The organism is Kitasatospora setae KM-6054, assembly GCF_000269985.1.
Classification (GTDB): domain Bacteria; phylum Actinomycetota; class Actinomycetes; order Streptomycetales; family Streptomycetaceae; genus Kitasatospora; species Kitasatospora setae.
This window is the reverse complement of sequence record NC_016109.1, coordinates 4,545,260-4,571,340: the sequence shown is the minus strand read 5'-3', so window position 1 is coordinate 4,571,340 and position 26,081 is coordinate 4,545,260. Positions and strand designations below refer to the sequence as shown.

General features: G+C 74.1%; 25 protein-coding genes. 11 read left to right on the top strand and 14 right to left on the bottom strand.

Annotated features, from left to right (window positions below):
* Window positions 1-15 precede the first annotated feature (15 nt).
* Window positions 16-837, bottom strand: coding sequence for a hypothetical protein (locus KSE_RS20270; RefSeq protein WP_014137206.1), 822 nt, complete (start codon window positions 835-837; stop codon window positions 16-18).
* A gap of 175 nt (window positions 838-1,012) precedes the next feature.
* On the opposite strand from KSE_RS20270, the gene KSE_RS45885 reads away from it, so the two are divergent.
* Together KSE_RS45885 and KSE_RS20265 are read left to right on the top strand one after the other, a co-directional pair.
* A complete protein-coding gene (locus tag KSE_RS45885; RefSeq protein WP_255518965.1) occupies window positions 1,013-1,144 on the top strand; it encodes a hypothetical protein in 132 nt (43 codons plus the stop codon).
* 86 nt (window positions 1,145-1,230) lie between these two features.
* Window positions 1,231-1,470 carry a DUF5302 domain-containing protein gene (locus KSE_RS20265; RefSeq protein WP_014137205.1) on the top strand — a complete coding sequence of 80 codons (240 nt, stop codon included), beginning with the start codon at window positions 1,231-1,233 and terminating at the stop codon, window positions 1,468-1,470.
* A gap of 143 nt (window positions 1,471-1,613) precedes the next feature.
* Here KSE_RS20265 and KSE_RS20260 read toward each other — a convergent pair whose 3' ends face one another.
* The 6 genes from KSE_RS20260 to KSE_RS20235 form a co-directional block, all read right to left on the bottom strand.
* A complete protein-coding gene (locus tag KSE_RS20260) occupies window positions 1,614-2,480 on the bottom strand; it encodes an alpha/beta hydrolase (RefSeq protein ID WP_014137204.1) in 867 nt (288 codons plus the stop codon).
* A gap of 125 nt (window positions 2,481-2,605) precedes the next feature.
* Window positions 2,606-3,229, bottom strand: coding sequence for a TetR/AcrR family transcriptional regulator (locus KSE_RS20255; protein WP_014137203.1), 624 nt, complete (start codon window positions 3,227-3,229; stop codon window positions 2,606-2,608).
* Between the two features lie 206 nt (window positions 3,230-3,435).
* Window positions 3,436-3,669 carry a hypothetical protein gene (locus KSE_RS20250; protein WP_033259405.1) on the bottom strand — a complete coding sequence of 78 codons (234 nt, stop codon included), beginning with the start codon at window positions 3,667-3,669 and terminating at the stop codon, window positions 3,436-3,438.
* A 329-nt stretch (window positions 3,670-3,998) separates the two neighbouring features.
* Complete coding sequence (locus KSE_RS20245) at window positions 3,999-4,388, bottom strand: YciI family protein (RefSeq protein WP_033259404.1); 390 nt, start codon at window positions 4,386-4,388, stop codon at window positions 3,999-4,001.
* A gap of 245 nt (window positions 4,389-4,633) precedes the next feature.
* Window positions 4,634-5,968: an MFS transporter gene (locus tag KSE_RS20240; protein WP_014137200.1), complete on the bottom strand. Its 1,335-nt coding sequence runs from the start codon at window positions 5,966-5,968 to the stop codon at window positions 4,634-4,636.
* A 167-nt stretch (window positions 5,969-6,135) separates the two neighbouring features.
* Entirely contained in the window at window positions 6,136-6,819 is a 684-nt protein-coding gene (locus KSE_RS20235; RefSeq protein ID WP_014137199.1) for an ATP-binding protein, read from the bottom strand.
* A gap of 230 nt (window positions 6,820-7,049) precedes the next feature.
* Between KSE_RS20235 and KSE_RS20230 the strand changes: the two genes are divergently transcribed.
* The 9 genes from KSE_RS20230 (at window position 7,050) to KSE_RS20190 (ending at window position 17,242) form a co-directional block, all read left to right on the top strand.
* Complete coding sequence (locus KSE_RS20230) at window positions 7,050-7,889, top strand: hypothetical protein (RefSeq protein ID WP_014137198.1); 840 nt, start codon at window positions 7,050-7,052, stop codon at window positions 7,887-7,889.
* 156 nt (window positions 7,890-8,045) lie between these two features.
* Window positions 8,046-8,774 carry a YcnI family copper-binding membrane protein gene (locus tag KSE_RS20225; RefSeq protein WP_014137197.1) on the top strand — a complete coding sequence of 243 codons (729 nt, stop codon included), beginning with the start codon at window positions 8,046-8,048 and terminating at the stop codon, window positions 8,772-8,774.
* Window positions 8,775-8,889: 115 nt separating this feature from the next.
* Window positions 8,890-9,579, top strand: coding sequence for an SCO family protein (locus KSE_RS20220; RefSeq protein ID WP_014137196.1), 690 nt, complete (start codon window positions 8,890-8,892; stop codon window positions 9,577-9,579).
* Complete coding sequence (locus KSE_RS20215) at window positions 9,576-10,058, top strand: copper chaperone PCu(A)C (RefSeq protein WP_014137195.1); 483 nt, start codon at window positions 9,576-9,578, stop codon at window positions 10,056-10,058. Before KSE_RS20220 ends, KSE_RS20215 begins: the two co-directional genes overlap by 4 nt.
* A gap of 30 nt (window positions 10,059-10,088) precedes the next feature.
* Window positions 10,089-12,104 carry a FixH family protein gene (locus KSE_RS20210; protein ID WP_231873193.1) on the top strand — a complete coding sequence of 672 codons (2,016 nt, stop codon included), beginning with the start codon at window positions 10,089-10,091 and terminating at the stop codon, window positions 12,102-12,104.
* Entirely contained in the window at window positions 12,101-13,345 is a 1,245-nt protein-coding gene (gene efeB, locus KSE_RS41345; RefSeq protein ID WP_014137193.1) for an iron uptake transporter deferrochelatase/peroxidase subunit, read from the top strand. Before KSE_RS20210 ends, efeB begins: the two co-directional genes overlap by 4 nt.
* Window positions 13,346-13,479: 134 nt before the next feature.
* The gene (pheA, locus tag KSE_RS20200; RefSeq protein WP_014137192.1) at window positions 13,480-14,415 is read left to right on the top strand and encodes a prephenate dehydratase; all 936 of its coding nucleotides are present in this window, start codon (window positions 13,480-13,482) and stop codon (window positions 14,413-14,415) included.
* A gap of 702 nt (window positions 14,416-15,117) precedes the next feature.
* Window positions 15,118-16,398, top strand: coding sequence for a serine--tRNA ligase (gene serS / locus KSE_RS20195; RefSeq protein ID WP_014137191.1), 1,281 nt, complete (start codon window positions 15,118-15,120; stop codon window positions 16,396-16,398).
* Between the two features lie 28 nt (window positions 16,399-16,426).
* Window positions 16,427-17,242 (top strand): HAD family hydrolase, encoded by an 816-nt coding sequence (locus KSE_RS20190; protein ID WP_014137190.1) that lies wholly within the window; start codon window positions 16,427-16,429, stop codon window positions 17,240-17,242.
* Window positions 17,243-17,316: 74 nt separating this feature from the next.
* Here KSE_RS20190 and KSE_RS20185 read toward each other — a convergent pair whose 3' ends face one another.
* The 7 genes from KSE_RS20185 to KSE_RS20155 form a co-directional block, all read right to left on the bottom strand.
* On the bottom strand, window positions 17,317-19,152 hold the full coding sequence (locus tag KSE_RS20185) for an LCP family protein (protein WP_014137189.1): 1,836 nt from the start codon (window positions 19,150-19,152) through the stop codon (window positions 17,317-17,319).
* A gap of 248 nt (window positions 19,153-19,400) precedes the next feature.
* Entirely contained in the window at window positions 19,401-20,234 is an 834-nt protein-coding gene (locus tag KSE_RS20180) for a chitosanase (RefSeq protein ID WP_014137188.1), read from the bottom strand.
* 143 nt (window positions 20,235-20,377) lie between these two features.
* A complete protein-coding gene (locus KSE_RS20175) occupies window positions 20,378-21,394 on the bottom strand; it encodes an N-acetylglucosamine kinase (protein ID WP_014137187.1) in 1,017 nt (338 codons plus the stop codon).
* 44 nt (window positions 21,395-21,438) lie between these two features.
* On the bottom strand, window positions 21,439-22,728 hold the full coding sequence (locus KSE_RS20170; RefSeq protein ID WP_014137186.1) for a 6-phospho-beta-glucosidase: 1,290 nt from the start codon (window positions 22,726-22,728) through the stop codon (window positions 21,439-21,441).
* Window positions 22,728-23,618, bottom strand: coding sequence for a carbohydrate ABC transporter permease (locus tag KSE_RS20165; protein ID WP_014137185.1), 891 nt, complete (start codon window positions 23,616-23,618; stop codon window positions 22,728-22,730). The genes KSE_RS20170 and KSE_RS20165 overlap by 1 nt, the downstream gene beginning before the upstream one ends.
* Before the next feature lie 5 nt (window positions 23,619-23,623).
* Entirely contained in the window at window positions 23,624-24,583 is a 960-nt protein-coding gene (locus tag KSE_RS20160; protein WP_014137184.1) for a carbohydrate ABC transporter permease, read from the bottom strand.
* Window positions 24,584-24,593: 10 nt separating this feature from the next.
* Complete coding sequence (locus KSE_RS20155; RefSeq protein WP_014137183.1) at window positions 24,594-25,943, bottom strand: ABC transporter substrate-binding protein; 1,350 nt, start codon at window positions 25,941-25,943, stop codon at window positions 24,594-24,596.
* Window positions 25,944-26,081 lie beyond the last annotated feature (138 nt).

The window sequence follows — 26,081 nt, the reverse complement described above, 5'->3', positions numbered from 1 at the left end:
CCGTCAAGTCGGCTGCTAAAGGCGGGCGTAGAGCGCGGCGGCGTCGTCGTGGGCCTTGCCGCGGGGCCAGCGCAGGCAGTCGGCGTCGGAGCGTTCGGCGGCCCGGACCTGGGCGATCAGCTCGGCCGGGCCGGCCTCCGCGAGCAGCCGCACCGCGTCGGCCCAACTGCCCAGCCCAAGGCGGTCGGTGTAGCGGGCGGCGCCGTCCGAGAGGGCGGCCACGCCGTACAGGTCGCCCCGGGCGACGGCGCCGGTCTCGGCGTGCTCGGCGGCGTGCGGGGTGGCGGCGGCGATCCACGGGCCGTGGCCGGTGTTCCGGGCGGCCCGGACCGCGACGGCGTACCGCATGTACAGCGCGGCCCGCTCGGCCGTGCCCTGGACGGTCGACCAGACCTGGCGGCGCAGCGCCTCGCCGCCGGGGAAGCGCTGGTTGTCGCCGATCACCCGGGGCGGGCCGTCCTTGAGGTGCAGCACGAGCAGCGAGTCGCCGAGCGCCAGGTACTCCAGGGCGTCCTCGCGCAGCCGGGCGGCGACCACCATGGCGGCGGGGGTGGCCGGGTTCGCCAGGTCGCAGTCGTCCGCGTGCAGGGCGGCGGTCTCGGCGATGGCGTCGGCCAGGCAGTCGGCGGCCGGCCGGTCGGTCCGGTCGGTGAGCCGGGCCAGCAGGTGGACGCCGAGCCGGCGCACGTACCAGGCGATGCCGTGGCGGCAGCCGGAGTCCAGCGAGTCCGGGGCGCTGGAGCCGTCCAGGAGGACGAGTGCCTCCGGGGTGGCGACCGCGAAGTCCTCGTTGGCCCGGTCGGGGCGGCGCGCGTCGACTGCCAGCTCTACCCGCATGCCCTCCAGTCTGCGTCCGCCGCCCGGTCTCGAACAGGGGGGCGACGTCGATCCGTCCCGGAAGTGGCGCGAGATTAATCGGACATAATGGTGCAAAGTCGAGCAATCGACTACGGCCCCCGGGCCCGCGGCCCCCCGCAGGCCCCGACCACTCCCCTCGCGACAGGAGCGACCCATGGTCTGGCAGTTCTTCGTACTGGTGATCGCCTCGATCGGCTTCCCGGTCCTCACCCTGCTCTTCATGATGGGCGGACTGGAGTACCACGACCGGCCGGCCCAGGCCCAGGGCGCGGCGCGCCAGGGCTGACGGAGGGCGATATCGACTGACAGCACCCCCGGTCGGCATGGCAGGGTGTGCTCCAGCACACCCGCTCCCGTCCAGGAGGTCCTCACATGAGCAGCGACACCGCCCCGACCGCCGAGCCCGCGCCGGAGACCCCCGCCGCCGAGGTCGACGCCGGCGAGGAGACCGCCGCCCCGGACGACCAGAAGGCCAAGTTCCTGGCCGCGCTGCAGCGCAAGGGCGGCAAGAACCCCGGCGCGACCGGCGGCCCCGGCGGCGACTCGAAGATCCACGGCACGCACGGCGCGGCCGGCGGCAAGCGCACCTTCCGCCGCAAGAGCGGCGGCTGACCGCCCGCCCCCGACCGGCCCCGGACGGCCGGCTCCGCGCCCCGCGCCCGGAGCCGGCCGTCCGGCGTTCCGGGAGCCGTCCGGCGTTCCGGGAGCCGTCCGGCGTTCTTCCTTCCGGCGTTCCGGCCCCGGGCCCCGCGCCCTCAGGCCGCGGCGGCGGACCGCGACTCGGCGAGGAAGGCGAGCACGTTGTCGACCACCGTCGGCTCGGACAGCACCCGGCGGTGCCCGAGGCCGCGGGTGGTGATCAGGCGCAGCCGCTCCTCCCCGTACGCCGCGAGCAGCAGGCGCGACTGGCGGTACGGGACGACGTCGTCGTCCTCGTCGTGCACCGCCAGGATCGGCGCGTCGACCAGCTCCGGGTGGCGGGTGGCGTCGAAGCGCCGCCAGACGTCGCCGGCGCCCGGCAGCAGGACCCGCTCGATCCGGCGCGCCAGATCCCGCTCCAGGCGCTCGTTCAGGCCCATGATGGCCGCGAACCCCTCGACCAGGTAACCGAATTCGGCGAGCCCCGCGATCGAGACGAACCGCCCGACCGGCACCCCCTCCGCCATCGCGAGCAGCGTGCAGCAGGCCCCGAAGGAGTGCGCCACGGCCGCCTCGAACGGGCCGTGCCGCTCGGCCAGCCGACCGATCAGCTCGCGGTACTCCAGGATCGTGGTCGCCCGCCCGCCGGAGTCGCCGTGCCCCGGCGCGTCGAAGGCGACCGGGCTCATCCCGAGGTCCAGCAGCCCCTGCACGTACGGCGCGAACCGGGACGCCCGGGACCGCCAGCCGTGCACGAGCAGCACCGGCCGCCGCCCGTCGCCCCAGCGGTAGACCCGCACCCGCTTCCCGTTCACCACCAGCTCCCCGGTCACCGCGCGCCCGTGCGCCTCCTGCTCGGCCGGGCGGACCCGGCTGCGCCGGATCGGGTGCCGGAACAGTTCGAAGGCCACCCGCCCCGGCGGGGCGACGGCGATCCGGGAGGTGGCGTTCAGGGCGGTGCGCACGAGAGCGGTAGCAGCCATGGGCGAGATATTAGCACGACCGTTCGTGCAGTTTTAGGGGTGCGGAAAGGGCGGCGAACCGTGGAACACGACCCGCCGCCCTGCCTCTGCCTGTGCCTGTGCCCCTGCCCCTGCCCGCGCCTCGCTCAGGCGACCGACGGGCACCCGAGCAGTCGGCGGATCGCCCGCATCGTGCGGTCGTAGCGGGACGGGTCGTCGTGCAGCACCGCGAGGCTGTTCGCGCTGTCCATCAGACCGGTCAGCAGCATCGCCAGCTCCTCCGGCTCGGCACCCGCCGGAAGCTCACCGGACGCCTCGGCCGCCCGGACCAGGCCGACCACCAAGCCCTCCCACTCCAGCGCCGCCTCGGCCAGCGCGTCCCGCACCGGACCGGGCTGGGCGTCGAACTCGGCCGTCACCGAGTAGAAGAAGCAGCCGCCGTCGAAGACCCGGCCCCGCGAGTACTCCAGCCAGTACTCGCACAGCGCCAGCAGCCGGGCCACCCCCTCGGGCCGCTCCAGCGCCGGGGTCACCACCCGGTCGTAGAAGATCCGCTTGGCCGCCCGGACGGTCGCCAGCTGCAGCTCCTCCTTCGACCCGAAGCCCGCGAACACCCCGCTCTTGCTCAGCCCCAGATCGCTCGCCAACCGCCCGATCGACAGCGCCCCCAGCCCCTCGACCGAAGCGATCTGCACCGCCCGCCCGAGCACCGCCCGCCGCGTCTCGTTCCCGCGCTGGACCCGGCCGTCCGTGCTGGAGTCGATGGCCACGGGAACACCTCCGGCGGAACGGTACGAGGACACCGCCAGGGTACGCCGGAGCCCCCCGCCCAAAGGGACCGCACCAGGCGGCCCAGCGGGCGGGCGGGCCGGCAGGCGGGCGGCCCGGCGGGCGGGCGGCCCGGCGGGCGGGCGGCCCGGCGGGCGGGCGGCCCGGCGGACGGGCGGGCGGGCGGACGGAGAAGCGGGGACGGCCGTCAGCCGGTGTGCTCGTCCGGGAGGTAGGGGGTCTCGCGCAGGAAGAGCGCCCCGCAGGTGTGGCAGTTGTGGTCGGGGTCGACCGTCCAGCGGGTGGCGTCCTGGAGGGGGGCGTCGGCGGCCAACTCCCGGCCGCACAGTGCAGTGAGGTCCGCGTCGCGGACGATGTGCCAGCTGACCACGGAGTCCGTGGCGCCGGTCGGGCCGGTCTCGGCGCGCATCTGGTGAATCATGATCACCATGGTCCGCCGCCCGGGCCGGACCGGCAATTCGCGCCGGGGGCGGGATCGAGGGTGGGGCCGGGGCGGGGTCCGTGCCTGAGCATCGATGCGACGGCATCAATGTCGCGACACCGATGACCCGCCATTCATGCTCCGCCACCGATGACACGACATCGATGCGCCATCACCAATGACACGACACTGATGTTGCGACACCGATGACACGACATCGATGCCGTGACACCGATGACTCGTCATTGGTGCCCCGTCATCAATGTCACGACACCGATGTGCCGTCACTGATGCCGCGACATTGATGCGACAACATCGATGACCCGTCATCAATCTGCCGCCGGGGGCTCCGACATCAGCTCCCGCACCTCGATCGGCATGTTCATCGGCCTCCCGTCATGACCCGGCGCGGCCGAGAGCAGGGCGGCGATCTCGACCACCCGGGCCTCGTCCGCGCTGTCGACCATCCACCAGCCGAACAGGAACTCCTTGCCGTCGGGGAACGGCCCGCCGGTGACGGTGGGCTCGCCGGCGGTGGCCCGGACGATCCGGGCGGTCTCGGGGAAGGCCAGACCGCGGGCCTCGACCAGTTCGCCGGTGGCGGTCAGTTCGGCCACCGACCGGCGCATGTGGGCGACGTGTGCGGCGACGGCGTCGGCGGGCCAGGTGGGGATCGGCGGGACGTCGGTGTCGTGCGCGCTGAAGTGCATCTGCAGCATGTAGGTCACGGCGGGGCTCCTCGCGGTACGGGCGCTACGGGCGGTACGGGCGGTACGGGCGGCGGCGGGGGCTCGTCCCTCCGCGCTGCTCCGTACCGGGGTCGGAGCCGGGACGCCGTTCTCGACATCTCGGCCCCGGCTCCGGCTCCAACCCCGACCCTGACGTCCGCCCCGACCCTGACGTCCGCCCCGCCCCGACCCGCCCCGCCCCGGTTCGGTTCGGGGGAGCCGGCCGCCGCCGTGGCTCAGATCGCCGGGCGCAGGGCCCGCCACGCGGTCAGGGTGGCCAGCAGGAGGGCGGCGCCGGAGATGGCGAAGCCGATGCGGGCGTCCACGTGCTGAGAGACGAAGGTGACGGCGAGGCCGGTGAAGGGGAGGGTGCCGGTCATCGCGCTGCCCCAGAGGGACATCACCCGGCCGCGCATCTCGGGGGCGGAGCGGAGCTGGGCGAGGGTGTTGGCCGTGGCGATGAACCGGATCGAGGTGAAGCCGACGGCGGCCATGCCGAGCACCGCGACGTGGATGGTCGGGGAGAGCGCGGTGAGCAGGATCGCGGCCGAGGTGGCCAGCGCCAGGGTGCGCACCCGGCGCGGGGTGGGCTCGGGCGCGGCGGCGGCGAACAGGGCGCCGGGCAGGCCGCCGATGCCGAAGGCGGCCATCAGCAGGCCGTACCCGCCGCCGCCGTAGTGCAGGGAGTAGCTGACCAGCGGCGGGAGGGTGAGGCCCATCGCGAAGATCAGGCCGCTGGCGGCGGACATCGGCAGCAGGCCGCGGATGAGCGGGGAGTGCCAGGCGTACGACAGCCCGGCCCGGGCGCCGGCCTTCGGGGCGTCGACGGGGGCCGGGGAGGCGGCGGCCGGGGGGACCGGGGAGGCGGCGGCCGGGGCGTCGACGGGGGCCGGGGAGGCGGCGGCCGGGGGGACCGGGGCGGCCGTCTCGGGGCGGGGGCCGCCGCTGGGCGGGCGGAGCTTGATCAGGGCGATCATCGGCGCGGTGTAGGCGAGCGCGTTGAAGGCGAAGCAGAACGCGGGGCCGTTGGTGGCGAGCAGGGCGCCGGCGATGCTGGGGCCGATCACCCGGGAGGCGTTGAGGGCGACCTCCCAGAGGCCGACGGCGCTGGCCACCGCCCCGGCGCCGACCAGGTCGACCACGAAGACCTGGCGGGCGGGCGAGTCGACGGTGGCGATCAGTCCGGCGCAGGTGGCGAGGGCCAGCAGGATCCAGAGGTGGATGCCGCCGAGGGAGACGAGCAGGGCCAGTGTCAGGCCGATGGCCATCATCAGGCCCTGGGTGATCAGCAGCAGGCGGCGCCGGTCCCAGCGGTCGACCAGGGCGCCGGCCCACGGGCCGAGGATCAGGGTGGGGCCCCAGGAGCAGGCCGTCAGGATGGTCAGCCAGACGGCGTCGTGGGTGAGTTCGAGGATCAGCCAGGACATCGCGACGCCCTGCGCGAGGGCGCCGGACGCGGACGTGAGCTGGCCGTAGAACCAGATGCGGAAGTCCCGCCCCTGCAGGGCCTGCCCCATCCGGGCCAGGGCGCGACGGGAGGCGGAGGCGGGCTCCGCGGTGGTGGTGGTCATGGTCCCTCCGATGGAAGGTCTAGACCTTAACCGGAGCCCCGGCGCGGCCCGCCAGCGAGTTTCGGAGCGTGAGATCGACCACGGAGGAGCGCCCGGGGAGCGGGCCGGCGAAGGGCCACCCGGCAATCAGCAGGCAGGCAGAGAGAAAGGCAGACAGGCAGGCCGGCTCAGGAGGCGGTGCGCAGCATGGCGGCGGCGGAGCCGGGGGTGAGCAGCTTGTCGAAGCTGACGGTGGCGCCGCGCAGCGGGTGGGTGCGGAGCTGGACGTGGTCGGCCAGGGCGTGGATCAGGAACAGGCCGCGGCCGCACTCGGCGTCCAGGTCGGGGACGGTGTCGGCGCAGGGCGCGGGGACGGCCGGGCGCAGCGGGGGGAGGACGTGGGTGTCGTAGGGGGCGGGGCGGTCCGCGGCGGGTCGGCGGGCGGTGAGCACCCGGGCCGGGACGGAGGCGCGGCCGCGGCGGGTGCGGCAGCGCGGCGCGGGCCGTTCGGCGGTGGGCCGGCGGGGCGCGGCCGGACGCGGCGCGGGCCGGTCGGCAGAAGCGGAAACGGAAGCGGAAGGGGAAGCGGGAGCGGGAGCGGGAGCGGCGGCCGGGAGGGCCGGGCTGGTGTTGGCGACCTCGATCCGCAGCAGGTCGCCGCTGCGCGAGGCGGTGACCTGGAAGGTGTCCCCGGCGTGGGCGGGGGCGGCGTGCTCGACGGCGTTGGCGCACGCCTCGGTGAGGGCGAGGCCGAGGTCGAAGGCGACCTGCGGGTCGACTCCGGCGGAGTCCATGGCGCCGAGCAGGATGCGGCGGGCGAGTGGCACGCTGGCCGGATCGCGCTTGAGGTGCAGAGTCCACCAGATTTCCACGGGATGTCCCTCCTGGCTGCGGCTCCACATACAACTAGCTATCTCCTCGGCGGCGCGCGGTGAATCGTCCGCCGGAGCCAAGCCCGCCCGTTCGGCGGATGGACTGGTCCTGTCGGGTGTGCCGATCAGCGCGCGGACGGGTGAGTGCGCCGGGCGGTTTCTCGCCATTCGGGGCGGGTTGCGGCCCCTGCCCCGGGGGCCGGTGTAGGCGGTGAGATGATGGCCCGGCCATGACTGAGCCCACCGCCGCCGCCCGCCGGGGCGCCGCCGTGCCCGCCGTGCGGATGCCGGTGGCCGCCTGGGACCTGCGGCTGTTGCGGGCGGTGCCGTTCGCGCTGGTGTGCACGCTGGTCGCGGCCTTCGGACACGCGCGGGCGGGTGGCGCGGTGGCGCCGGAGGTGCTGCTGCCGGGCTTCGCCGCGGTGTGCGCGGCGGCGGCGCTGGCCGGCGGGCGGGAGCGCTCGCTGGCGGCGATCGCGGCGGCGCTGGCCGGTGGGCAGGTGGGGCTTCACCTGCTGTTCCACTACCTGGGCGGCGGCCTGTTCGGGGCCGCTCCGATGGCGCACGCGGGAATGGCCGGAAACGGTTCCACGGCGTCCGTGGACCCGCTGGCGGTGGTCGCGGGCCGGCTGCTGTGCGACGACGCCCCGGGCAACGGGCTGACGGTCGTGCCGCTGGACACCACGCCGGAGCAGGTGGTGAGCGCCGCGGGCCTGGATCCGCAGGCGGTGGTGGCCGCCGCCGCGCCGCACGCCTCGGCCTGGCTGGGGCTGACTCCGGCGATGCTGCTGGGCCACTTGGCGGCGGCGCTGGTCGCGGGCTGGTGGCTGCGGCGCGGCGAGGCCGCGCTGTGGCGGCTGCTGCGGGCGGTCGCGCTGACCGCGCGGGAGTGGGCGGCGCCGGTGCGCACCGCGGTGGCGCTGCTGACGGCGCTGCTGCTGGGCACCGGGCGTCCGGTCGCCGCGGCGCGCCGGGCCGGGCGCCCGGAGGACTGGCCGCTGCCCGCCGCGGCGGCGCTGCGGCACAGCGTGCTGCGCCGGGGACCGCCGGTGGCGGCGTTCGCGCGCTGACCGGGTCCGGGGAGGAAGTGTCCGGGGCCGGGGCGCGCACCGCTGCCGCCGTGCCCGCGCCGTGAGCCTTCAGCCACCGGCGGGCCGGACGGGTCCTGTTCCTCCCCCGTGCCGACGCGCACCGCCGCGCGGCCCCCTTTCCTCAGGAGTCCCCTGATGCGTTCGCTTTCCGCCCGTCGTTCCCTCGGCACCCTGGTCGTCGCGGCCGGCGCCCTGCTGGTGTCCGCCGTCCCCGCCTTCGCGCACGTCACCGTCCAGCCGGGCAGTGTCCAGCAGGGCGGGTACAGCGCCGTGGCGTTCCGGGTGCCGAACGAGAGCGACACCGCCTCGACCGTGAAGGTCGAGGTCAACCTGCCGATGGACCACCCGATGGCCTCGGTGCGGACCCAGCCGATCCCGGGCTGGACGGCCGTGCTGGAGAAGTCGAAGCTCGACAAGCCGCTGGACTCGCACGGCCAGCAGATCACCGAGGCCGTCTCGAAGATCACCTGGACCGCGAACGACGGCACCAAGATCGGGCCCGGCCAGTACCAGGACTTCGCGGTCTCGCTCGGCGCGCTGCCGACCGACACCGACAAGCTGACCTTCAAGGCGCTGCAGACGTACGACAACGGCGACGTGGTGCGCTGGATCGAGGAGGCCAAGGACGGGCAGCCCGAGCCGTCCAAGCCCGCCCCGGCGCTGAAGCTGGCCAAGGCCGCGGACGCCGCCGCGGCCGCCGACCACCACTCGGCGGACTCCACCGGCAAGCAGGAGGCCGCGGCGCCCGCCGCGAAGTCCTCCGACTCGACGGCCCGCACGCTCGGCGTGGTCGGCATCGTGGTCGGCGTGCTCGGCGCGGCGCTCGGCGCGGCCGGGCTGCGCCGCCGTTCCGACCGGTCCTGACCCCCGGCCGGAGCGGGGCCGCGCACGCCCGGCGGCCCCGCCCCGGCCCCCTCGCCGCGACACCCGTCGCCCCGCCGTTCAGACCCGAAGCTCCCCGTACGAACAGGACAGTCCCTTGGCCTCCCTCCGTCGCCCCCGTCGCCCCCGTTCCCGGTTCCTGACCGCCGCCGCCCTCGTGCTGGGCGCCTCGCTCGCGCTGTCCGCCTGTTCCTCGTCCGGGGGCGGCGGGGAGAGCACGGGGGCGGCGAAGGTCAGCAAGAAGGCCTCGACCAGCCGGTACCAGGGCACGGTGCTGAGCAAGAACTTCGAGAAGCCGGACCTGGTGCTGGACGACACCTCCGGGCAGCCGTACGACCTGCGGGCCAGGACCGCGGGCAAGACGGTGCTGCTGTTCTTCGGGTACACCAGCTGCCCGGACGTGTGCCCGACCACGATGGGCGACATCGGGGTCGCGATGTCGAAGCTGACCGCCGAGCAGCGGGAGAAGCTGGCGATCGTGTTCGTCTCGACCGACCCGGAGCGGGACACCCCGCAGGTGCTGCGGACCTGGCTGGACTCGATGGGCAAGGACTTCGTCGGGATGACCGGCGACCTGGCGAAGGTGCGGGCCGCGGCCAGGCCGCTGGGCATCGCGGTCGAGGACCCGGTGGTCGACGCGAAGGGCGCGGTGACCTCCACGCACGGCGCGCAGGTGCTGGCGTTCCTGCCGACCGACGACAAGGCGCACCTGCTGTACATGGCGGGCACCTCGACCGACGTCTACAAGCACGACCTGGCGCTGCTGGCGGACGGGGTGGCGGTGTGAGCCGGGCCTTCCGGCGCGGCGCGCTGGGCGGGGCCGCGCTGGCGGCCGTGCTGGCGGCGGGCGCGCTCGCGGTGGCGTTCCAGTCGGACGGGGAGGGCGACGGGGTGCCGCGGCTGACCGTCGCGGACCCGTACATACCGCTGCCCGCCACCCCCGACGGGATGGGCGCGGGCTACCTGACCGTCCGCAACGACGGCGGCGCGGACACCCTGGTGAGCGTGAGCAGCCCGTCCGCCGGGTCGGTGACGATGCACCGCTCGACCGACACCTCGATGGAGGCGGTCGCGGCGATGGACGTCCCGGCCGGCGGCACCCTCGACCTGGCCCGCGGCGGCGCGCACCTGATGATCATGGACTGGGTGAAGCGGCCCGCGCTGGGCGACGAGCTGGAGCTGGACCTGCGGTTCGCCAAGGCGGGCACGGTCGTGGTGAAGGTTCCGGTGAAACCCCTGACGTACCGTCCGGGTACGGGCGACTGACCGGCGATGGCGAGAAGAGGCAGGCACGTGGTGACAGGGGCGAGGCGGCGGCTCGGCGCGCTGCTGGCGGTGCTGGTGGCGGCGCTCGGGCTGGTGCTCGGCGGGGCGACGGCGGCGTCCGCGCACGCCACCCTGGAGCAGACCGACCCGGAGCGGAACTCGGTGGTGGCGACCGCGCCCGCCGCCGTGACGCTGACCTTCAGCGAGGGCGTGTCGCTCTCCCCGGACTCGGTGCGGGTGCTCGACCCGCAGGGCAACGCCGTCGACGACGGCAAGCCCGGACACGTCGACGGCCGGGACACCACCGCCCGGGTCGGACTGCGGGCGAACCTCGGCAACGGCACCTACACGGTGGCCTGGCGGGCCGTCTCGGAGGACTCCCACCCGATCGGCGGCGCGTTCACCTTCTCGGTCGGCGCCCCGTCCGACACCTCGGTGAACGCCGCCGCCGTGCAGGGCGCCAAGGCCGACGGCGCGGTCGCCTTCGCCTACGGCACCGCCCGCACCGTCGCGTACACCGCGTTCGCGCTGCTGGCCGGCGCCGCCGCGTTCGTGATCGTGGTGTGGCCCGGCGGCGCGGCCGTGCGCGGCGTGCAGCGGCTGCTGATGTCCGCCTGGGTCGCGCTGCTGCTCTCCACCTGGGCGGTGCTGATGCTGCGCGGCCCGTACGAGCGCGGCACCGGCCTCGGGCAGACCTTCGACCTGTCGCTGGTGCGCGCCACCCTGGACGAGCGGATCGGCACCGCGCTCGCCGCCCGGATGCTGCTGCTCGCCGCCGCCGGCGTCTTCCTGTCGCTGCTGGTCGGCCAGTTGGGGCAGCAGCAGCCCGCACCCGCCCCGGTGGACGCCGCGCCGGACGAGGACGCCGACCCGGAGGAGGCCGAGCTGCGCCGGCTGGAGCGGGCCGCCGCCGAACGCCCGCAGCGCGACACCCGGCTCGGCCTCGGCCTGGCCGGACTGGCCCTGGCGCTCGCGCTCTCCGCGACCTGGGTCGGCGCCGACCACTCCGCGGTCGGCATCCAGGTCGCCCTCGCGCTGCCGCTGGCCGCCCTGCACCTGCTCGCGATGGCCGGCTGGCTCGGCGGCCTGGCCGTGCTCGCCCTCGGCCTGCGCCGCGGCCTGACCGCCGCCGCCGTCGACCGCTTCTCCCGGCTGGCGTTCTGGCTGGTCGCGGTGCTGGTGGTGACCGGCGCCTACCAGTCCTGGCGCGGCCTGGGCTCGTGGAGCGCGCTGGTCGACACCGAGTACGGGCGACTGCTGCTGATCAAGGTCGGCTGCGTGGCGGCGATGCTCGGCGTCGCCTGGATCTCCCGCGCCTGGACCGCCCGGCTGCGCACCGCCGACGAGCCGGCGCGGGCCGGGACCGCCACGGACACCCGCACGGACACGGACCTGGACGCGGACACGGACGCGGACGCGACGGGCGCCGCCGACACCGCCGACGCCGATCCGGAGCGGGCCGCCCAGCTCGCCCGGCAGCGGGCGCTGCGGGACCGCGCCCGGGGCGAGCGGGCCGCCGCCGGCTCGCCCGCGCGGGCCGGGCTGCGGCGCAGCGTGCTGGTGGAGACCGCGGTCGCGGTGCTGGTGCTGGTGGTCACCACCATGCTCACCAACTCGCCGCCCGGACGGGTCGCCCAGGCCGTCGCGGACGCCCCCGCCGCGTCGGCCCCGTCGGCGGGCGCCTCGGCGGTGCCGGGCCGGACCCAGGAGCTGAAGCTCCCGTACGACACCGGCGGCCGCACCCCGAACGCGAAGGGCACCGCCACCGTCACCGTCAACCCGGTCGCCACCGGGCCGAACGCGGTCACCCTGAAGCTGGTCGACGGCGCCGGGCAGCCCGTCGAGGTGCCGGAGGTCGAGCTGGCGTTCACCCTGCCCGACCGCGACCTCGGCCCGCTGCCGGTCACCCTGCGGGCGGAGGGCGCCGGGAGCTGGACCGGCACCGCGCAGCTGCCGCTGAACGGCGTGTGGGTGGTGTCGGTGACCGTCCGGTCCTCCGACATCGACCAGGTGACGGCGACCCAGCAGCTGAAGGTGGGGCCGTGAGCGGGCAGTCGACGACACCGGCCGGGTCCGGCGGGCTGTCCCGGCGGGCGGTGCTCGGCGGGGCCGGGGCCGGGCTCGCGGTGGGCGCGGCCGGCGGGGCGTGGGGCGGCCGGGCCTCGGCGCAGGCGCCGGCGGCCGCCGGGCCGGGCCTGGGCGCGGCCCGGGTGCCGTTCCACGGGGCCCGGCAGGGCGGGATCACCGAGCCCGCGCAGGCCCGGGTCGAGTGGGCGGCGTTCGACCTGCTGGCCAGCACCGGGCGGGACGGGCTGGCCGCGCTGCTGCGCGGCTGGTCCGCGGCCGCGGCCCGGATGGCGGCGGGCGAGCCCGCCGCCGAGGGCGAGAACCAGATCGCGCTGGACGCCGGACCGAGCTCGCTGACCGTCACCTTCGGCTTCGGCGCGGGCCTGTTCGACAAGGCCGGCCTGGCCGACCGCCGCCCCGCCGCGCTGGCCGCGCTGCCCGCCTTCCCCGGCGACGCGCTGGACCCGGCCCGTTCGGACGGCGACCTGTGGGTGCAGGTCGGCGCGGACGACGCGCTGGTCGCGGTGCACGCGCTGCGGGTGCTGCTGCGGCTGGCCACCGGGCTGGCCGCGCCGCGCTGGCTGATGTCCGGCTTCGCCCGGACGCCCGGCGCGACGCCGCACCCGATGACCGGCCGCAACCTGATGGGCCAGGTCGACGGCACCAACAACCCGCGGCCGTCCGACCCGGACTTCGAGGCCGCCGTGTTCGCGACCGGCCCCGACTGGATGGCGGGCGGCAGCTACGCCGTGCTGCGCCGGATCCGGATGCTGCTGGAGGGCTGGGACACCCTGCCGCTGGACAAGCAGGAGCGGATCATCGGCCGCCGCAAGAGCGACGGCGCCCCGCTCTCCGGCGGGCCGGGCGCGGTCGAGCGGACCCCGGTCGACCTGGCCGCCACCGACCCGGACGGCGTCCTGCGGATCGCCCCCGACGCGCACGTCCGGGTCGCCGCGGCGGCCTCCAACGGCGGGGCGGCGATGCTCCGGCGCGGCTTCTCCTTCCACGACGGCCTGCTGCCGGACGGCTCCCCCGACGCCGGGCTGCTGTTCGCCGCGTACCAGGCCGACCCGGCGCGCGGCTTCGTGCCGGTCCAGCAGCGGCTCGCCCGCGGCGACGGCCTCTCCCGCTACCTGCGGCACGAGGCGTCCGCGCTGTTCGCCGTCCCGCCGGGCGCCCCGGCGGGCGGGTACGTGGGGCAGCAGCTGCTGGAGGGCTGAGGGGCGTAGCACGCCGCCGCCCGGGCCGGTGCCCGTAGTGCGGAACGCGGGCGGGCCGGGGGGCGGGAGTGGCTATGGTGACGGGGTGGGCCGGGGCTGTCCACGCGTACGCGCTGTGAGTTTCGGAGGCGGTCATGTCGGCGACCCGTTACACCTATCTCGGACCCGCGGGCACCTTCACCGAGGCCGCGCTGCGGACGCTGCCGGAGGCGGCGACCCGGGAGCTGACGCCGGTGGCGTCGGTGTCGGCGGCGCTGGACGCGGTGCGGGCGGGCGAGGCCGCGGGCGCGATGGTGGCGATCGAGAACTCGGTGGACGGCGCGGTCACCACCACCAGCGACGAGCTGATCAACGGCAGCCCGCTGATGATCTACCGCGAGGTGCTGCTGCCGATCTCGTTCGCGGTGATGGTCCGGCCCGGGACGGCCGCGGGCGACGTGAAGACGGTCAGCGGCCACCCGGTGGCCCAGCCGCAGGTGCGGCACTGGCTGGCCGCGAACCTGCCGGACGCGCAGTGGGAGTCGGCGGCGTCCAACGCGGAGGCGGCCCGGCTGGTGCAGGAGGGCCGCTACGACGCGGCGGTGGCGGGCGCGTTCGCCGCCGAGCTGTACGGGCTGGAGGTGCTGTCGGACGCGATCAACCCCGCGACCTCGCCGACCACCCGGTTCGTGCTGGCGGGCCGGCCGGGGCGGGTCTCCTCGGCGACCGGCTGGGACAAGACCTCGATGGTGGCGTGGCTGCCGGACGACCACCCGGGCGCGCTGCTGGAGCTGCTGCAGGAGTTCGCGGTGCGCGGCATCAACCTGATGCGGATCGAGTCCCGGCCGACCGGCGAGGGCATGGGCAGCTACTGCTTCCTGTTCGACTGCGAGGGGCACCTGAGCGAGCGGCGGGTCAGCGAGGCGATGATGGGCCTGAAGCGGATCTGCCCGCAGGTGCGCTTCCTCGGCTCCTACCCGCGGGCCGACAAGGGCGCCGCCTCCCCGCTCCGCAACGGCACCTCGGACCTCGACTTCGCCAACGCCTCGGACTGGCTCTCGCGCTGCCTGGACGGGCGCGGGGAGCTCTGACCCGCGCCCCCGGCGCACCCCGCGCACCCGGGGGGCGCGAATCCGGCCGGGTCGGGACCGCACGCGGTTGCGACCCGTTCATTTTCGACACGCCCGGACGTCACCTGGCCGGCCGAACCCCGTTCACCAGCGGCGCGGCGGGCCGCGGGCCGGGCGGCGGCGGGCGGGGCGGTTCATCCACAGGGCGGCGGGCGGCGTCCACAGGCGCGGTTGTCCCCAGCTGACGGGCAGTTATCCACAGGGGCGGGTCCCGGTCGACAAAACGGTAAAGAAACCGTCGAGCCCGGTCAGATCATCAGCTAGGGGCGCGGAGTGGACTTATCGGACCAGAGTCGCCCTTGCGCCGACAAATCACCTGGGCGAGCGAGCGAATTCCCTCACTCGGGAAGCCGAATCGGGGTTTGAAACCTGGAATTCCCGGTTCGGACGTCTGCGGCCCTTCGGTTTCCCGCTGTCCACAGGCCCGCCCGGACGCCTGTGGATAACCCGCTCCCGGCGGAGTTGTCCACCGGGGTTATCCACAGGCGGAGCGGAGTTATCCCCAGGGTCGGGACGGCTTTCCCCAGGCCCCTTCCACACCCCCCGCCGACGGCCCGGCGCATCATGCCACATTCCCCGACAGAAACGGACACAACGCCCAAGTCGGCATCGGCCGGATTCCGCTCCCCGGACCGTCCGCCCGCCACCGGTAGGCTGGAGCCCGTGATCGACCTCCGCCTGCTCCGTGACGACCCCGAGCGCGTGCGCTCCTCGCAGCGCTCCCGTGGTGAGGACGTCGACCTGGTCGACGCCCTGCTCTCAGCCGACGAACGCCGCCGCGCGTCCGGCACCCGCTTCGACGAACTGCGCGCCGAGCAGAAGCAGCTCGGCAAGCTGGTGGCCGCCGCCAAGGGCGAGGAGAAGGCCGCGCTGCTGGCCCGCACCAAGGAGCTGGCCGCCGAGGTGAAGGCCGCCGACACCGCGCAGGGCGAGGCGAAGGAGGAGGCCGAGCGGCTGCAGCGCGCGCTGGCGAACCTGATCGACCCGGCCGCCCCGGTCGGCGGCGAGGAGGACTTCGTCACCCTGGAGGAGGTCGGCACCCCGCGCGACTTCGCCGCCGAGGGCTTCGAGCCCCGCGACCACGTCGAACTGGGCCGGCTGCTCGGCGCGATCGACACCGAGCGCGGCGCCAAGGTGGCCGGCGCCCGCTCCTACTACCTGACCGGCCCCGGCGCGCTGCTGGAGCTCGCCCTGGTCAACATGGCGATGGCCCAGGCCGGCGCCGCCGGCTTCACCCCGATGATCACCCCCGCGCTGGTGCGCCCCGCCGCGATGGACGGCACCGGCTTCCTCGGCCAGGCCGCCGAGAACGTGTACTACCTCGCGGACGACGACCGCTACCTGGTCGGCACCAGCGAAGTACCGCTCGCCGCCTACCACATGGACGAGATCCTGGACGCCGACAAGCTGCCGCTGCGGTACGCCGGCTTCTCCTCCTGCTTCCGCCGCGAGGCCGGCACCTACGGCAAGGACACCCGCGGCATCATCCGGGTCCACCAGTTCGAGAAGGTGGAGATGTTCGTCTTCACCACCCCCGAGGACGCCGAGGCCGAGCACCGCCGCCTGCTCCAGTGGGAGAAGGACTTCCTGAACGCCCTGGAGCTGCCCTACCGGGTGATCGACGTCGCCTCCGGCGACCTCGGCTCCTCCGCCGCCCGCAAGTTCGACATCGAGGCGTGGGTCCCGACCCAGGGCAGGTACCGCGAGGTCACCTCCACCTCCAACACCACCGAGTACCAGGCCCGCCGGCTCGCCATCCGGATGCGCGACGCCGACGGCGTCCGCCCGCTGGCCACCCTCAACGGCACCCTGGTCGCCGTCCCCCGGGTGATCGTCGCGCTGCTGGAGAACCACCAGCTCCCCGACGGCTCGGTCGCCCTGCCCGAGGCCCTGCGGCCCTTCCTCGGCGGGAAGTCCGTGCTGGAGCCCGTCGCCGCCCGGTAACACCCCTTCGTCCAGGAGCACCCGCGCCATGAGCACCCACGCCCTGCCCTACCGGCTGGTCGCCACCGACCTCGACGGGACGCTGCTCACCAGCGCCGAGAACGTCTCCGCCCGCACCCGGGAGTCCCTGGCCGCGGTCACCGCGCTCGGGGCCAAGCACATCATCGTCACCGGCCGCTCCGCGGGCTGGACCCGGCCGGTGCTCGACGAGATCGGCTACACCGGGATAGCGGTCTGCGGGCAGGGCGCCCAGGTCTACGACGCGGGCGCGCACAAGCTGCTCACCTCCGTCACCCTGGACCGGCAGCTGGCCGCGCTCGCCCTCGCCAAGATCGAGGCCGAGGTCGGCCCGCTGGCCGTCGCCGCCAACCAGGACGGCCTGGACGGCGAGGTGCTGGCCGGCCCCGGCTACAAGCTGCGGATCGGCACCGAACTGCCGCTGCGCCCGGTCGCCCCCGAGGAGCTGCTGGCCACCCCGGTCAGCAAGCTGTACATCCAGCACGCCGAGCTGACGGACGACCAACTCGCCTCCGCCGCCCAGTCGGTGGCCGGCCAGCTGGTCGGCATCACGATGGCCGGCGAGGGCATCGTCGAGCTCCTCCCGCTCGGCCTGACCAAGGCCACCGGCCTCACCCTGGCCGCCCGCCGGCTGGGCGCCACCGCCGCCGAGACCATCGCCTTCGGCGACATGCCCAACGACGTCCCGATGTTCCGCTGGGCCGGGTACGGCGTGGCGATGGGCAACGCGCACGAGCAGCTGCGCGCGGTCGCCGACGAGGTGACGGTCGGCAACGACGAGGACGGCGTGGCCGTCGTGCTGGACCGGGTGTTCGGCCTCGCCTGACACCGCGCCCCGCACGGCCCGCCGCCCCGGCCCTTCCCGGAGGGCCGGGGCAGCACGCGTCCTGGCGGGGCCGGTCAGCCGTAGCTGAGGTCGGAGCAGGCGTCCTGGTCCGCGGAGCGGGCGCCCTCGGCGACCGCCGAGGAGACCGGGCCCGGGTCCTTGCTCGCTGCGGTCGTCCCGCCGCCGGCGGTGCCCGCGTAGTCCTTGCCGAGGACCAGCGTGACGCCCGCGCCGCCGCCCGCCTCGACGGTCGCGCCGGGGAACAGCGCGGCGACGGCCTGCGCGTTCGCCTTCTGCCCGGCCGAGCCGTACTGGACCACCGTGGTGGCGTGGTTCTGGCTGGGCGCGTTGCCGGTCGTGGTGACGGTGTAGTTGGCGCCCTTCAGGGTCGCGGCCGCCTTGTTGCCGAGCCCGCCCGTGGTGGTGCCGTTCAGGACGGCGACCTTCACGCCGGCGCCGTTGACCGGCGCGGCCGGGGTAGCGGCCGGGGTCGCGGCCGGCGCCGGGTCGGCCGCCGGGGTCGGCGTCGGGCTGGCGCTGCCCGCGCTGGCGTCCTTGCCGTCCAGCGTGCGGTCGGCCCGCAGGGCGGCCCACAGCTGGTCGACCTCGGGGTGGTTGAGGCCGATCCGCTCGCCCTGGTAGTGCCAGGGTGTGGTGAGGAACTTGATGTTGGACAGGTCGATGCCCTTGAGCGTCATCGCCAGGTCGGTCAGCTTCTGGATGCTGTTCAGGCCCTCGTCCACCGTCATCGACCTGGTGGCGGCGTCAGCCAGCGGGTACAGGGCGGTCGGGCTCATCCCGTTCGACTTCACCTGCTTGATCAGCGCGGACAGGAACGCCTGCTGACGCTTCATCCGGCCGACGTCGGAGCCGTCGCCGATGCCGTGGCGCAGCCGGACGTAGTCCAGCGCGGACTGGCCCTCGACCTTCTGGACGCCCTTCTGGTAGACCACCTTGCCCTTGCGCGGCAGGTTCGGGTTGAGGTCACGCTCGTAGATGTCGTTGGGCAGGCAGACCTCGACGCCGCCGACCGCCTTGGTCATGTCGGCGAAGCCCTGGAAGTTGACCACGATGGTGTGGTCGACCCGCAGGTTGGTGAGCTTCTCGACGGTGTTCTGGGTGCAGGCCGGGTTGCCCGCGTCGGTGTCGCCCACCGAGAAGGCGCTGTTGAACATGGCGCTGGGCTGCGGCTTGGTCCACTTCTTGGTCGGCAGCATGCAGGCGGGTATCTCGACCAGCGCGTCGCGCGGGAACGAGATGCCGACGGCGTGCTTGTGGTCGGCGTAGACGTGCAACAGGATCGTGGTGTCGGAGCGGGCGCCGCCCTCGTCACCGCCGCCGAGGTCCTTGTTGGCGCCGTCGCGCGAGTCGGAGCCGATCAGCAGGATGTTCATCGGCTTGTTGCCGTCCGCGTCGGCCTGCGCCTCCGGCGGGCGGCTCTCGCTGACGCCCGCGCTGTCCCAGGAGCTCAGGTTGGAGTTCAGCTTCCAGTAGAGGAAGCCGCCGGTGCCGACCACGGCGAGGCTGGTGCCGACCAGGGCCCAGATCACGATCCGCTTGGTCCGGCGCGGCTTGCGGCGGCCCTGCGCGGCCCGGCGGGCCTCGGCCCGACCGCCGCCACCGCTGCCGCCGCCGCTGTTCCCGCCGCTTCCGCTTCCGTTGCCGCCGCCGCGCCCGCCCGCGCCGCCGCGGCCCTGGGCGGCCCGGCGGGCCTCGGCCCGGCCACCGGTCGCGGGCGCGGTCGCGGGCGCGGGGGCCGCGTCGTGGCCGCCGGAGCGGCGGCGCGGCAGGTTCGGCGCCGGGGCGTCGTCCCGCGGGGGTGCGTCCTGCCGGTAGGAATCGTCCTGCTGGGAGTGGTCCTCCCACCAGCCGGCGGCCTCACCCGACGACCCCGCCCTCTGGCCTGTCATACACCTGCACCCTTCACCGGAGGCCGCCCGCTGGGCCGCCTCTGCCACCGCTCCGTCTGCGCGGTGGACGTCGGCGGACGGATGAAGCTGGAGAGCGGAGCATACAAAGGGATCATTTCCGGGTCACTGCCCGGGGCACCACTCCGTGCAATGGAACGCCCGTGTGCGGACCGCCGGTTCCCGCCCCGGGGTGTGAGCCGCACAACGCGGCGGCTCCTCCCCCGGGTCGGGACGTCCCGGGAAGGGGGCTAGGAGATCGTGTGGGTCGCGCCGAACGCGGTGACGGTGAAGGGGCCGTCGAGGTTCCGGTTGCCGGTGCGGGCGATGCGGCGCAGTGCCTCGACCCGGTCGACGGACTGGCTCCACTCCGCCTGGGTCGCCGAGTTCGCGGGGTGGGTCAGGTCGTCGATCCGGACGTCGAAGAAGGCGTCCAGCCAGGCGTCCTCGCCCGCTGCGGCCGGGGTGCCCGCCTTGGCGCTGGTACGGGCGATCAGGGCGGGCAGCGCGTCGTACTCGGAGCCGTTGCCGTGCTGGACGGAGGCGTCGAACAGCTCCGCGCGGGCCAGCGCGGTGGTCAGGCCCAGGCGGTCGGCGTCCGCCATCGCCGGGGCGAAGTAGCGCTCGTCGACCTGCGCGTCCTGCACCCGCCGGAACGCCGGGTCGTCCGCCGCCCGCTTCCACGCCGTGACGTAGTCCGCCTCCGGCAGCCCGGAGGTGTCGCCGCTGCCCGCCGCGGCCAGCCGCTCCAGCTCGGGGACGAACGCGGCCAGCGGGTTGTCCGGCACCTGCTCGGTGTAGGCCCGCACCACCTTCAGCGCGTCGCCGTCGTTGGTGGTGAACCCGGCCCGGCCCGCCGTCACGCCGCGGCCGTCGTTGATGTTCTCCGCGTAGCCGTACTGGATCACCGTGGTGCCGTTCTCGAACACGCTGATCAGCTGGTCGGCGCGGCGCCGCTGGTCGGTGGTCAGGCCGCCGCCGGCCGCGGCCGAGGCCGGCACCAGGTTCAGGCCGAGCACGAGGGCGGCCGCGGCGGCGGCGCCGGCCAGCAGGGTGCGGCGGGCGAGGGGGCGGGCAGGGCGCATCGGGTTCTCCTTGCGAAAACGGTCGGGGGTCGTTCCTGGCGGTGGGTGGAACCGTGGACGCCGCCGGCGGGAGCGGTACGCGGCAGTGCGGTGCCTCGGACGCTCCCGCCGGCGGCGGGTCTCGGGGGGTGCGGCGCAGGAGGTCAGATCGCCGCGGGGGACGCGCTGGGGTAGGCGTCGCGCAGGCGCTGCTGGATCTCGGGTGCGGCGCCCAGGTGGTCCAGGCCGAGCAGGGCGGCGCCGAGGACGGGCGGGGCGACGACGACGCGGGGTTCGGCGAGGGGGGCGTCGGCGGCGAGGCGGGCGGTGAGGTTGTCGAGCAGCAGCGGCTGGCGGGAGGCGAGCACGCCGCCGCCGAGGACGACCGGGACCGGCCGGTCGAGCAGGTCGAGGCGGCCGAGGGTGATCACGGCGAGCCGGGCGATCTCGGCGGCCTGCCGGTCGATCACGGCGAGCGCGGTGGCGTCCCCGGCGTCGGCGGCGGCGAACAGCACCCGGGTGATCTCGTGCAGCCGGGTGCGGTCGATCCGGCCCAGGTGGATCGCCTCGGCGACGGCGTTGGCGCCGGCCAGGCCGAAGTGGGCGCCGATCATCGGGGAGAGCAGGGTGGGTGCGCCGCGGCCGTCCTCGGCCCGGGCGGCGTGCCACATGGACTCCTCGGCGAGTCCGCCGCCGCCGCCCCAGTCGCCGGTCAGCGTGCCGAGCGCGGGCCAGCGGGCGGTCTGCCCGTCGGGGCGCAGGCCGACGCAGTTGATGCCGGCGCCGCAGACCACGGCGACGCCGAGCGGTCCGTCGGTGCCGGCCCGCAGCAGGCCGAAGGTGTCGTTGGCGACGTGCGTGGACGGTGCCCAGCCGTGGCCGGTGATCGCGTCGTGCAGTTGCTGTTCCTCGATCGGCAGGTCGGCGTTGGCCAGACAGGCGCTGACGTGGGCCGCGACCGGGCCGTCGGGGGCCAGCCCGGCCTGCGCGGCGGCGGACCGGACCAGCGGGACGAGCGTGGCGACGGCGGCGGCCGGGCCGGTGTTCTGCGGTTGGAAGCCACCACCGCGGGCGGTGCCGAGGACCCGTCCGTCGGTGGAGACCAGGGCGACGTCGGTCTTGCTGTTGCCGGCGTCGACGGCGAGGACGCCGGGCAGGTGCTCCGGGTGCGGTCGGTTCATCGGTGCGTCCCCCCGTGGTGGTGCGTGCTGGCCATGTTCGGTGCTCACGCCCAGTTCAGGTGGTGGCGGTTGTGGGCGAGGAGGCGGTCGGTGAGGTGGTCGGCGAGGTCGATCTGGCCGATCAGGGGGTGGGCGAGGAGGGCGTCGAAGACGCGGTCGCGGCCGCCGTGGAGGGCGGCGTCGAGGGCGAGGTGTTCGTAGGCGGTGACGCTTGCGATCAGGCCGGCGTAGAGGGGTTCGAGGGGGCGTTGGGGCAGGGGGCGGACGCCGGTGGCGTCGACGGTGGCGGGGACCTCGATGACGGCGTCGTCGGGGAGGAAGGGCAGGATGCCGTCGTTGCGGGTGTTGACGACCTGGACGGTGGTGCGGTGGTCGGTGCCCAGCAGGGAGGCGATGAGCTGGACGGCGGCTTCGGAGTAGAAGGCGCCGCCGCGCTGGCCGAGGAGTTCGGGTTTGGTGTCGAGGGCGGGGTCGGCGTACAGCTCCAGGAGCTGCTTCTCGATGGCGGCGACCTCGGCGGCGCGGGAGCCCTTGTCCTGGAGTTCCTTGACGACCTGGTCGTGCTGGTAGAAGTAGCGCAGGTAGTAGGAGGGGACGACGCCCAGGCGCTGGATGACGGGCAGGGGGAGGTGGAGGTCGGCGGCGATGGCCTGGCCGTGTTCGGTGAGCAGTCGGGGCAGGACTTCGGTGCCGGTGGTGGCGTCGGGGGTGTCCAGGAGGGTGACGCCGCGTTCCCAGGTGAGGTGGTTGAGGCCGACGTGGTCGAGGCGGACGAGTTCGGGGTCGACGCCGAGGTGGGTGGCGAATTTGCGTTGGAAGCCGATGGCGACGTTGCACAGGCCGACGGCTTTGTGTCCGGCGCTCTGCAGGGCGCGGGTGACGATGCCGACGGGGTTGGTGAAGTCGACGATCCAGGCGTGGGGGTTGGCGGCGCGGACGCGTTCGGCGATGTCGAGGACGACGGGGACGGTGCGCAGGGCTTTGGCGAGGCCGCCGGCGCCGGTGGTCTCCTGGCCGACGCAGCCGCATTCCAGGGGCCAGGTCTCGTCCTTGTCGCGGGCGGCTTGTCCGCCGACGCGCAGTTGGAGCAGGACGGCGTCGGCGTCGTGGACGCCGGTGGTGGTGTCGGTGGTGGTGGTGACGGTGGCGTGGTGGCCTTGTCTGGCGAAGATACGGCGGGCGAGGGCGGCGATGAGTTCGAGGCGGTCGGCGGCCGGGTCGATGAGGACGAGTTCGCCGATGGGGAGGGTGTCGCGCAGGCGCGCGAAGCCGTCGATGAGTTCGGGCGTGTAGGTGGAGGCGCCGCCGACGATGGCGAGTTTGAGTGCGGACATCAGCCCTTGACCCCTGTCAGTGTGACGCCTTCGACGAAGGCGCGTTGTGCGAGGAAGAACAGGATCATCACGGGGGCCAGGACTAGGAGGGTCGCGGCCATGGTGAGGTTCCAGTTGGTGTGGTGGGCGCCTTTGAAGGATTCCAGGCCGTAGCTGAGGGTCCAGGCGCCCGGGTTCTCGGAGGCGTAGATCTGCGGTCCGAAGTAGTCGTTCCAGCAGGAGAAGAACTGGAAGAGCGCGACGGCGGCGATGGCGGGCCTCGCCATGGGGAGGATGACGCGCAGGAGGGTGCGCAGTTCGCCGCAGCCGTCGATGCGGGCGGCTTCGACGTATTCCTTGGGGATGGTGAGGAGGAACTGGCGGAGCAGGAAGATGGAGAAGGCGTCGCCGAAGGCCATCGGGATGATCAGGGGCCACAGGGTGCCGGACAGGTGCAGTTGTTTGGCCCAGAACAGGTACATCGGGATGACGGTGACCTGGGGTGGGAGCATCATCATGGAGACGACGGCCATCAGGGCCAGGTTGCGGCCGCGGAAGCGGAAGCGGGCCAGGGCGTAGGCGACGGGCAGGCTGGAGGCGATGGTCAGCGCGGTGCCCAGGGCGGCGTAGAGCAGGGTGTTGCGCCACCAGGTGAGGAAGCCGTCGGTGTTCCACACCTTGGTGTAGTTCGACCACTGCCAGTGGTGGGGCCACAGGTCGGAGGTCAGTGCCTGGCGGTCGGTCATCACCGAGGTCAGGAACACGAACACGAACGGCAGCAGGAAGAACAGCGCGGCGGCGATCGCCAGCGAGTGCACCGCGACCCAGTTCAACACCGCCTTGCGACGGGCCGCCCGGAGCGCGAGGGTGCGGGGCACGACCTTGGTGGGGAGCGAGGGTGCGAGGGTCATCGTGCTCAGTCCTCGGAGTTCAGGAAGCCGGCGCGGCGGCGCATCAGCAGCGAAGTGAAGGCCATCGAGATCGCGAACAGGATGATCGCGACCACGCAGGCCGAACCGGTGTCGAAGCGTTGGAAGCCGAGGTTGTAGACCATCTGCGGCAGCGTCCAGGTCGAGCCGTGCGGGTAGCCGGGCTCGAACTGCTGGCCGGAGCCGCCGATCACGCCGGAGGCGACCTTCCCGGCCACGATCGCCTGGGTGTAGTACTGCATCGCCTGGATCACCCCGGTGACCACGGCGAACACCACGATCGGCGCGATGTTCGGCAGCGTGACGAACCGGAACCGCTGCGGGGCGCTCGTGCCGTCCAGTTCGGCCGCCTCGTACTGCTCCCGGGGGACGTCCAGCAGCGCCGCCATGAAGATCACCATCAGGTCGCCGATGCCCCACATGGCCAGCATGGTCAGGGCCGGCTTCGACCAGGACGGGTCGGTGAACCAGCCGGGCTGCGGCAGGCCGATCTCGCCCAGCAGGTGGTTGACCGGGCCGGTGCCCGGGTTGAGCAGGAAGGCGAAGGCCATCGTGGCGGCCACCGGCGGCGCCAGGTAGGGCAGGTAGAAGGCGGTGCGGAAGAACCCGCTGCCGGTCTTGACCTTCGTCACCAGCAGGCCGACGCCCAGGCCGAACGCCACCCGCAGGGTGACCATCACCGCGACCAGCCAGAGCGTGTTGCCCATCCCCTGCCAGAACGAGGGGTACTTGGTGAAGACGAAGTCCCAGTTCCGCAGGCCCACGAAGGTCGGCGCGGCGAACCCGTCGTAGTTCATGAAGGAGAAGTAGACGGTGGACAGCAGCGGGTAGAGGAAGAAGAACCCGAACCCGATCAGCCACGGGGAGAGGAAGGCCGCCGTGCGGGCGGCCTCCCGCCGGCGCTTGCGGCGCAGCGCCGGCGGGAGGGTGGAGCTCACGTGTGCCATGGTGTGTACGTCACTTCGCCTGGGCGATGGCGTCGTCGATCTCCTTGGCGGTGGCCGTCAGGCCCGCCCTGAGGTCGTTCTGCTGGCCGGATTCGACGGCGTAGCTGAGGTTCTGGAGGGAGACCTGGTAGGCGCCGCCGTTGACGCTGGCCGGGGTGGTCGAGGAGTTCGGGTTCTTCGCGACGTCGACGAAGGTGCGGAAGTTGGGGTCGGCCTCCAGCTTCGGCGAGTCGAGGGCGGCCAGCGTGCTGGGGACGTTGTGGATGGCGTTGGCGAAGGAGACGACGGCGTCGGTGTCGGTGGTGAGGTACTTGACGAAGGTCCAGGCGGCGGTCTGCTTCCTGCTGCCGTTGGCGATGCCGACGATGGTGCCGGTCTGGTAGCCGCGCCCGTACGTGGAGGCCTGGTCGTCCGGCACCGGGAACGGGGCGGTGGCCCACTCGAAGTCGGGCTTGTCCTCGGCGAGGGAGGCGGTGCGCCACTCGCCGTCCAGGCTCATCGCGACCTGGCCGGTGGTGAAGGGGTTCTTGGCGCTGAACTCGTCGCCGAACGAGGTGCGGTACTTCTCCAGCTTGTCGAACCCGCCGAGCCGGTCGACGAGTTGCTTCTGCCAGCCGAGCGCGGCGGCGACGGTCGGGTCGGTGGCGATGTCGGACTTGCCGTCGGGGCCGAAGTAGGTGCTGCCGTACTGGCCGAGGTAGTGCGCGATCGCGGTCTCGTAGCCGTGGTAGTTCGGCATGAAGCCGAGCTGCTTGTAGGAGTCGCCGTCGGTGACGGTCAGCTTGGCGGCGTCCTCGGCGAACTCGCCGAAGGTCCTGGGCGGCGCGGTGATGCCGGCGGCGGCGAAGGCGGTCTTGTTGTAGAAGAGGCCGTAGGCGTCGCCGAGCAGCGGCAGCGAGCACTGGTTGCCCTGGTACTGGCTGTACTTGAGCATCGCGGCGGGGAAGGTCTTGGCGGGGTCGACGCCGTCCTTGGCCAGCATCGGGGCGAGGTCGGCCCACACGTGCGAGGAGCAGAACTTGCCGACGTTGTCGGTGGAGAACGAGGAGACCACGTCGGGGGCGTCGGGGCCGCCGGCGCGCAGGGCCTGCTGGGCCTTGTCGTCGGCGATGTTGCCGACCACCTTGACGTGGATGTTGGGGTGGAGCTTCTCGAAGGCGGCGACGTTGTCGTTGATCGCCTTCACCTCGTTGTCCTGGCTCCAGCCGTGCCAGAAGGTGATCGTCACGTCCTGGCCGGACGCCGAACCGTCCTGGCCGCCACCGGAGTTGGTGCCGGTGCAGGCCGAGGCCAGCAGGGTCGCGCAGACGGCGGCGGTGATCCCGGCCAGCGAGCGGCGGTGTCTACGGGTCAGATCCACGGTGGTGCTCTCCTTGCGAAGGTGGGGGCAGGGGGCGCAGGGCCCTGCTCGCGCGGGGGCGTGAGCGGGGGCGGGACGGGTCGGGGACGGGTCTGGACGGGACGGATCTGGACGGGACGGGGACGGGTCTGGACGGGT

Excerpts from the sequence above, each read along its gene's own strand:
- KSE_RS20265 (WP_014137205.1), top strand. The coding sequence starts at position 1,231 with ATGAGCAGCGACACCGCCCCGACCGCCGAGCCCGCGCCGGAGACCCCC.
- KSE_RS20230 (WP_014137198.1), top strand. The coding sequence starts at position 7,050 with ATGACTGAGCCCACCGCCGCCGCCCGCCGGGGCGCCGCCGTGCCCGCC.
- KSE_RS20240 (WP_014137200.1), bottom strand. The coding sequence starts at position 5,968 with ATGACCACCACCACCGCGGAGCCCGCCTCCGCCTCCCGTCGCGCCCTG.
- KSE_RS20175 (WP_014137187.1), bottom strand. The coding sequence starts at position 21,394 with ATGAACCGACCGCACCCGGAGCACCTGCCCGGCGTCCTCGCCGTCGAC.
- KSE_RS20165 (WP_014137185.1), bottom strand. The coding sequence starts at position 23,618 with ATGACCCTCGCACCCTCGCTCCCCACCAAGGTCGTGCCCCGCACCCTC.
- KSE_RS20225 (WP_014137197.1), top strand. The coding sequence starts at position 8,046 with ATGCGTTCGCTTTCCGCCCGTCGTTCCCTCGGCACCCTGGTCGTCGCG.
- pheA (WP_014137192.1), top strand. The coding sequence starts at position 13,480 with ATGTCGGCGACCCGTTACACCTATCTCGGACCCGCGGGCACCTTCACC.
- KSE_RS20180 (WP_014137188.1), bottom strand. The coding sequence starts at position 20,234 with ATGCGCCCTGCCCGCCCCCTCGCCCGCCGCACCCTGCTGGCCGGCGCC.
- KSE_RS20250 (WP_033259405.1), bottom strand. The coding sequence starts at position 3,669 with ATGATTCACCAGATGCGCGCCGAGACCGGCCCGACCGGCGCCACGGAC.
- KSE_RS20270 (WP_014137206.1), bottom strand. The coding sequence starts at position 837 with ATGCGGGTAGAGCTGGCAGTCGACGCGCGCCGCCCCGACCGGGCCAAC.
- KSE_RS20185 (WP_014137189.1), bottom strand. The coding sequence starts at position 19,152 with ATGACAGGCCAGAGGGCGGGGTCGTCGGGTGAGGCCGCCGGCTGGTGG.
- KSE_RS20245 (WP_033259404.1), bottom strand. The coding sequence starts at position 4,388 with ATGCTGCAGATGCACTTCAGCGCGCACGACACCGACGTCCCGCCGATC.
- KSE_RS20160 (WP_014137184.1), bottom strand. The coding sequence starts at position 24,583 with ATGGCACACGTGAGCTCCACCCTCCCGCCGGCGCTGCGCCGCAAGCGC.
- KSE_RS20190 (WP_014137190.1), top strand. The coding sequence starts at position 16,427 with ATGAGCACCCACGCCCTGCCCTACCGGCTGGTCGCCACCGACCTCGAC.
- KSE_RS45885 (WP_255518965.1), top strand. The coding sequence starts at position 1,013 with ATGGTCTGGCAGTTCTTCGTACTGGTGATCGCCTCGATCGGCTTCCCG.
- KSE_RS20260 (WP_014137204.1), bottom strand. The coding sequence starts at position 2,480 with ATGGCTGCTACCGCTCTCGTGCGCACCGCCCTGAACGCCACCTCCCGG.
- KSE_RS20170 (WP_014137186.1), bottom strand. The coding sequence starts at position 22,728 with ATGTCCGCACTCAAACTCGCCATCGTCGGCGGCGCCTCCACCTACACG.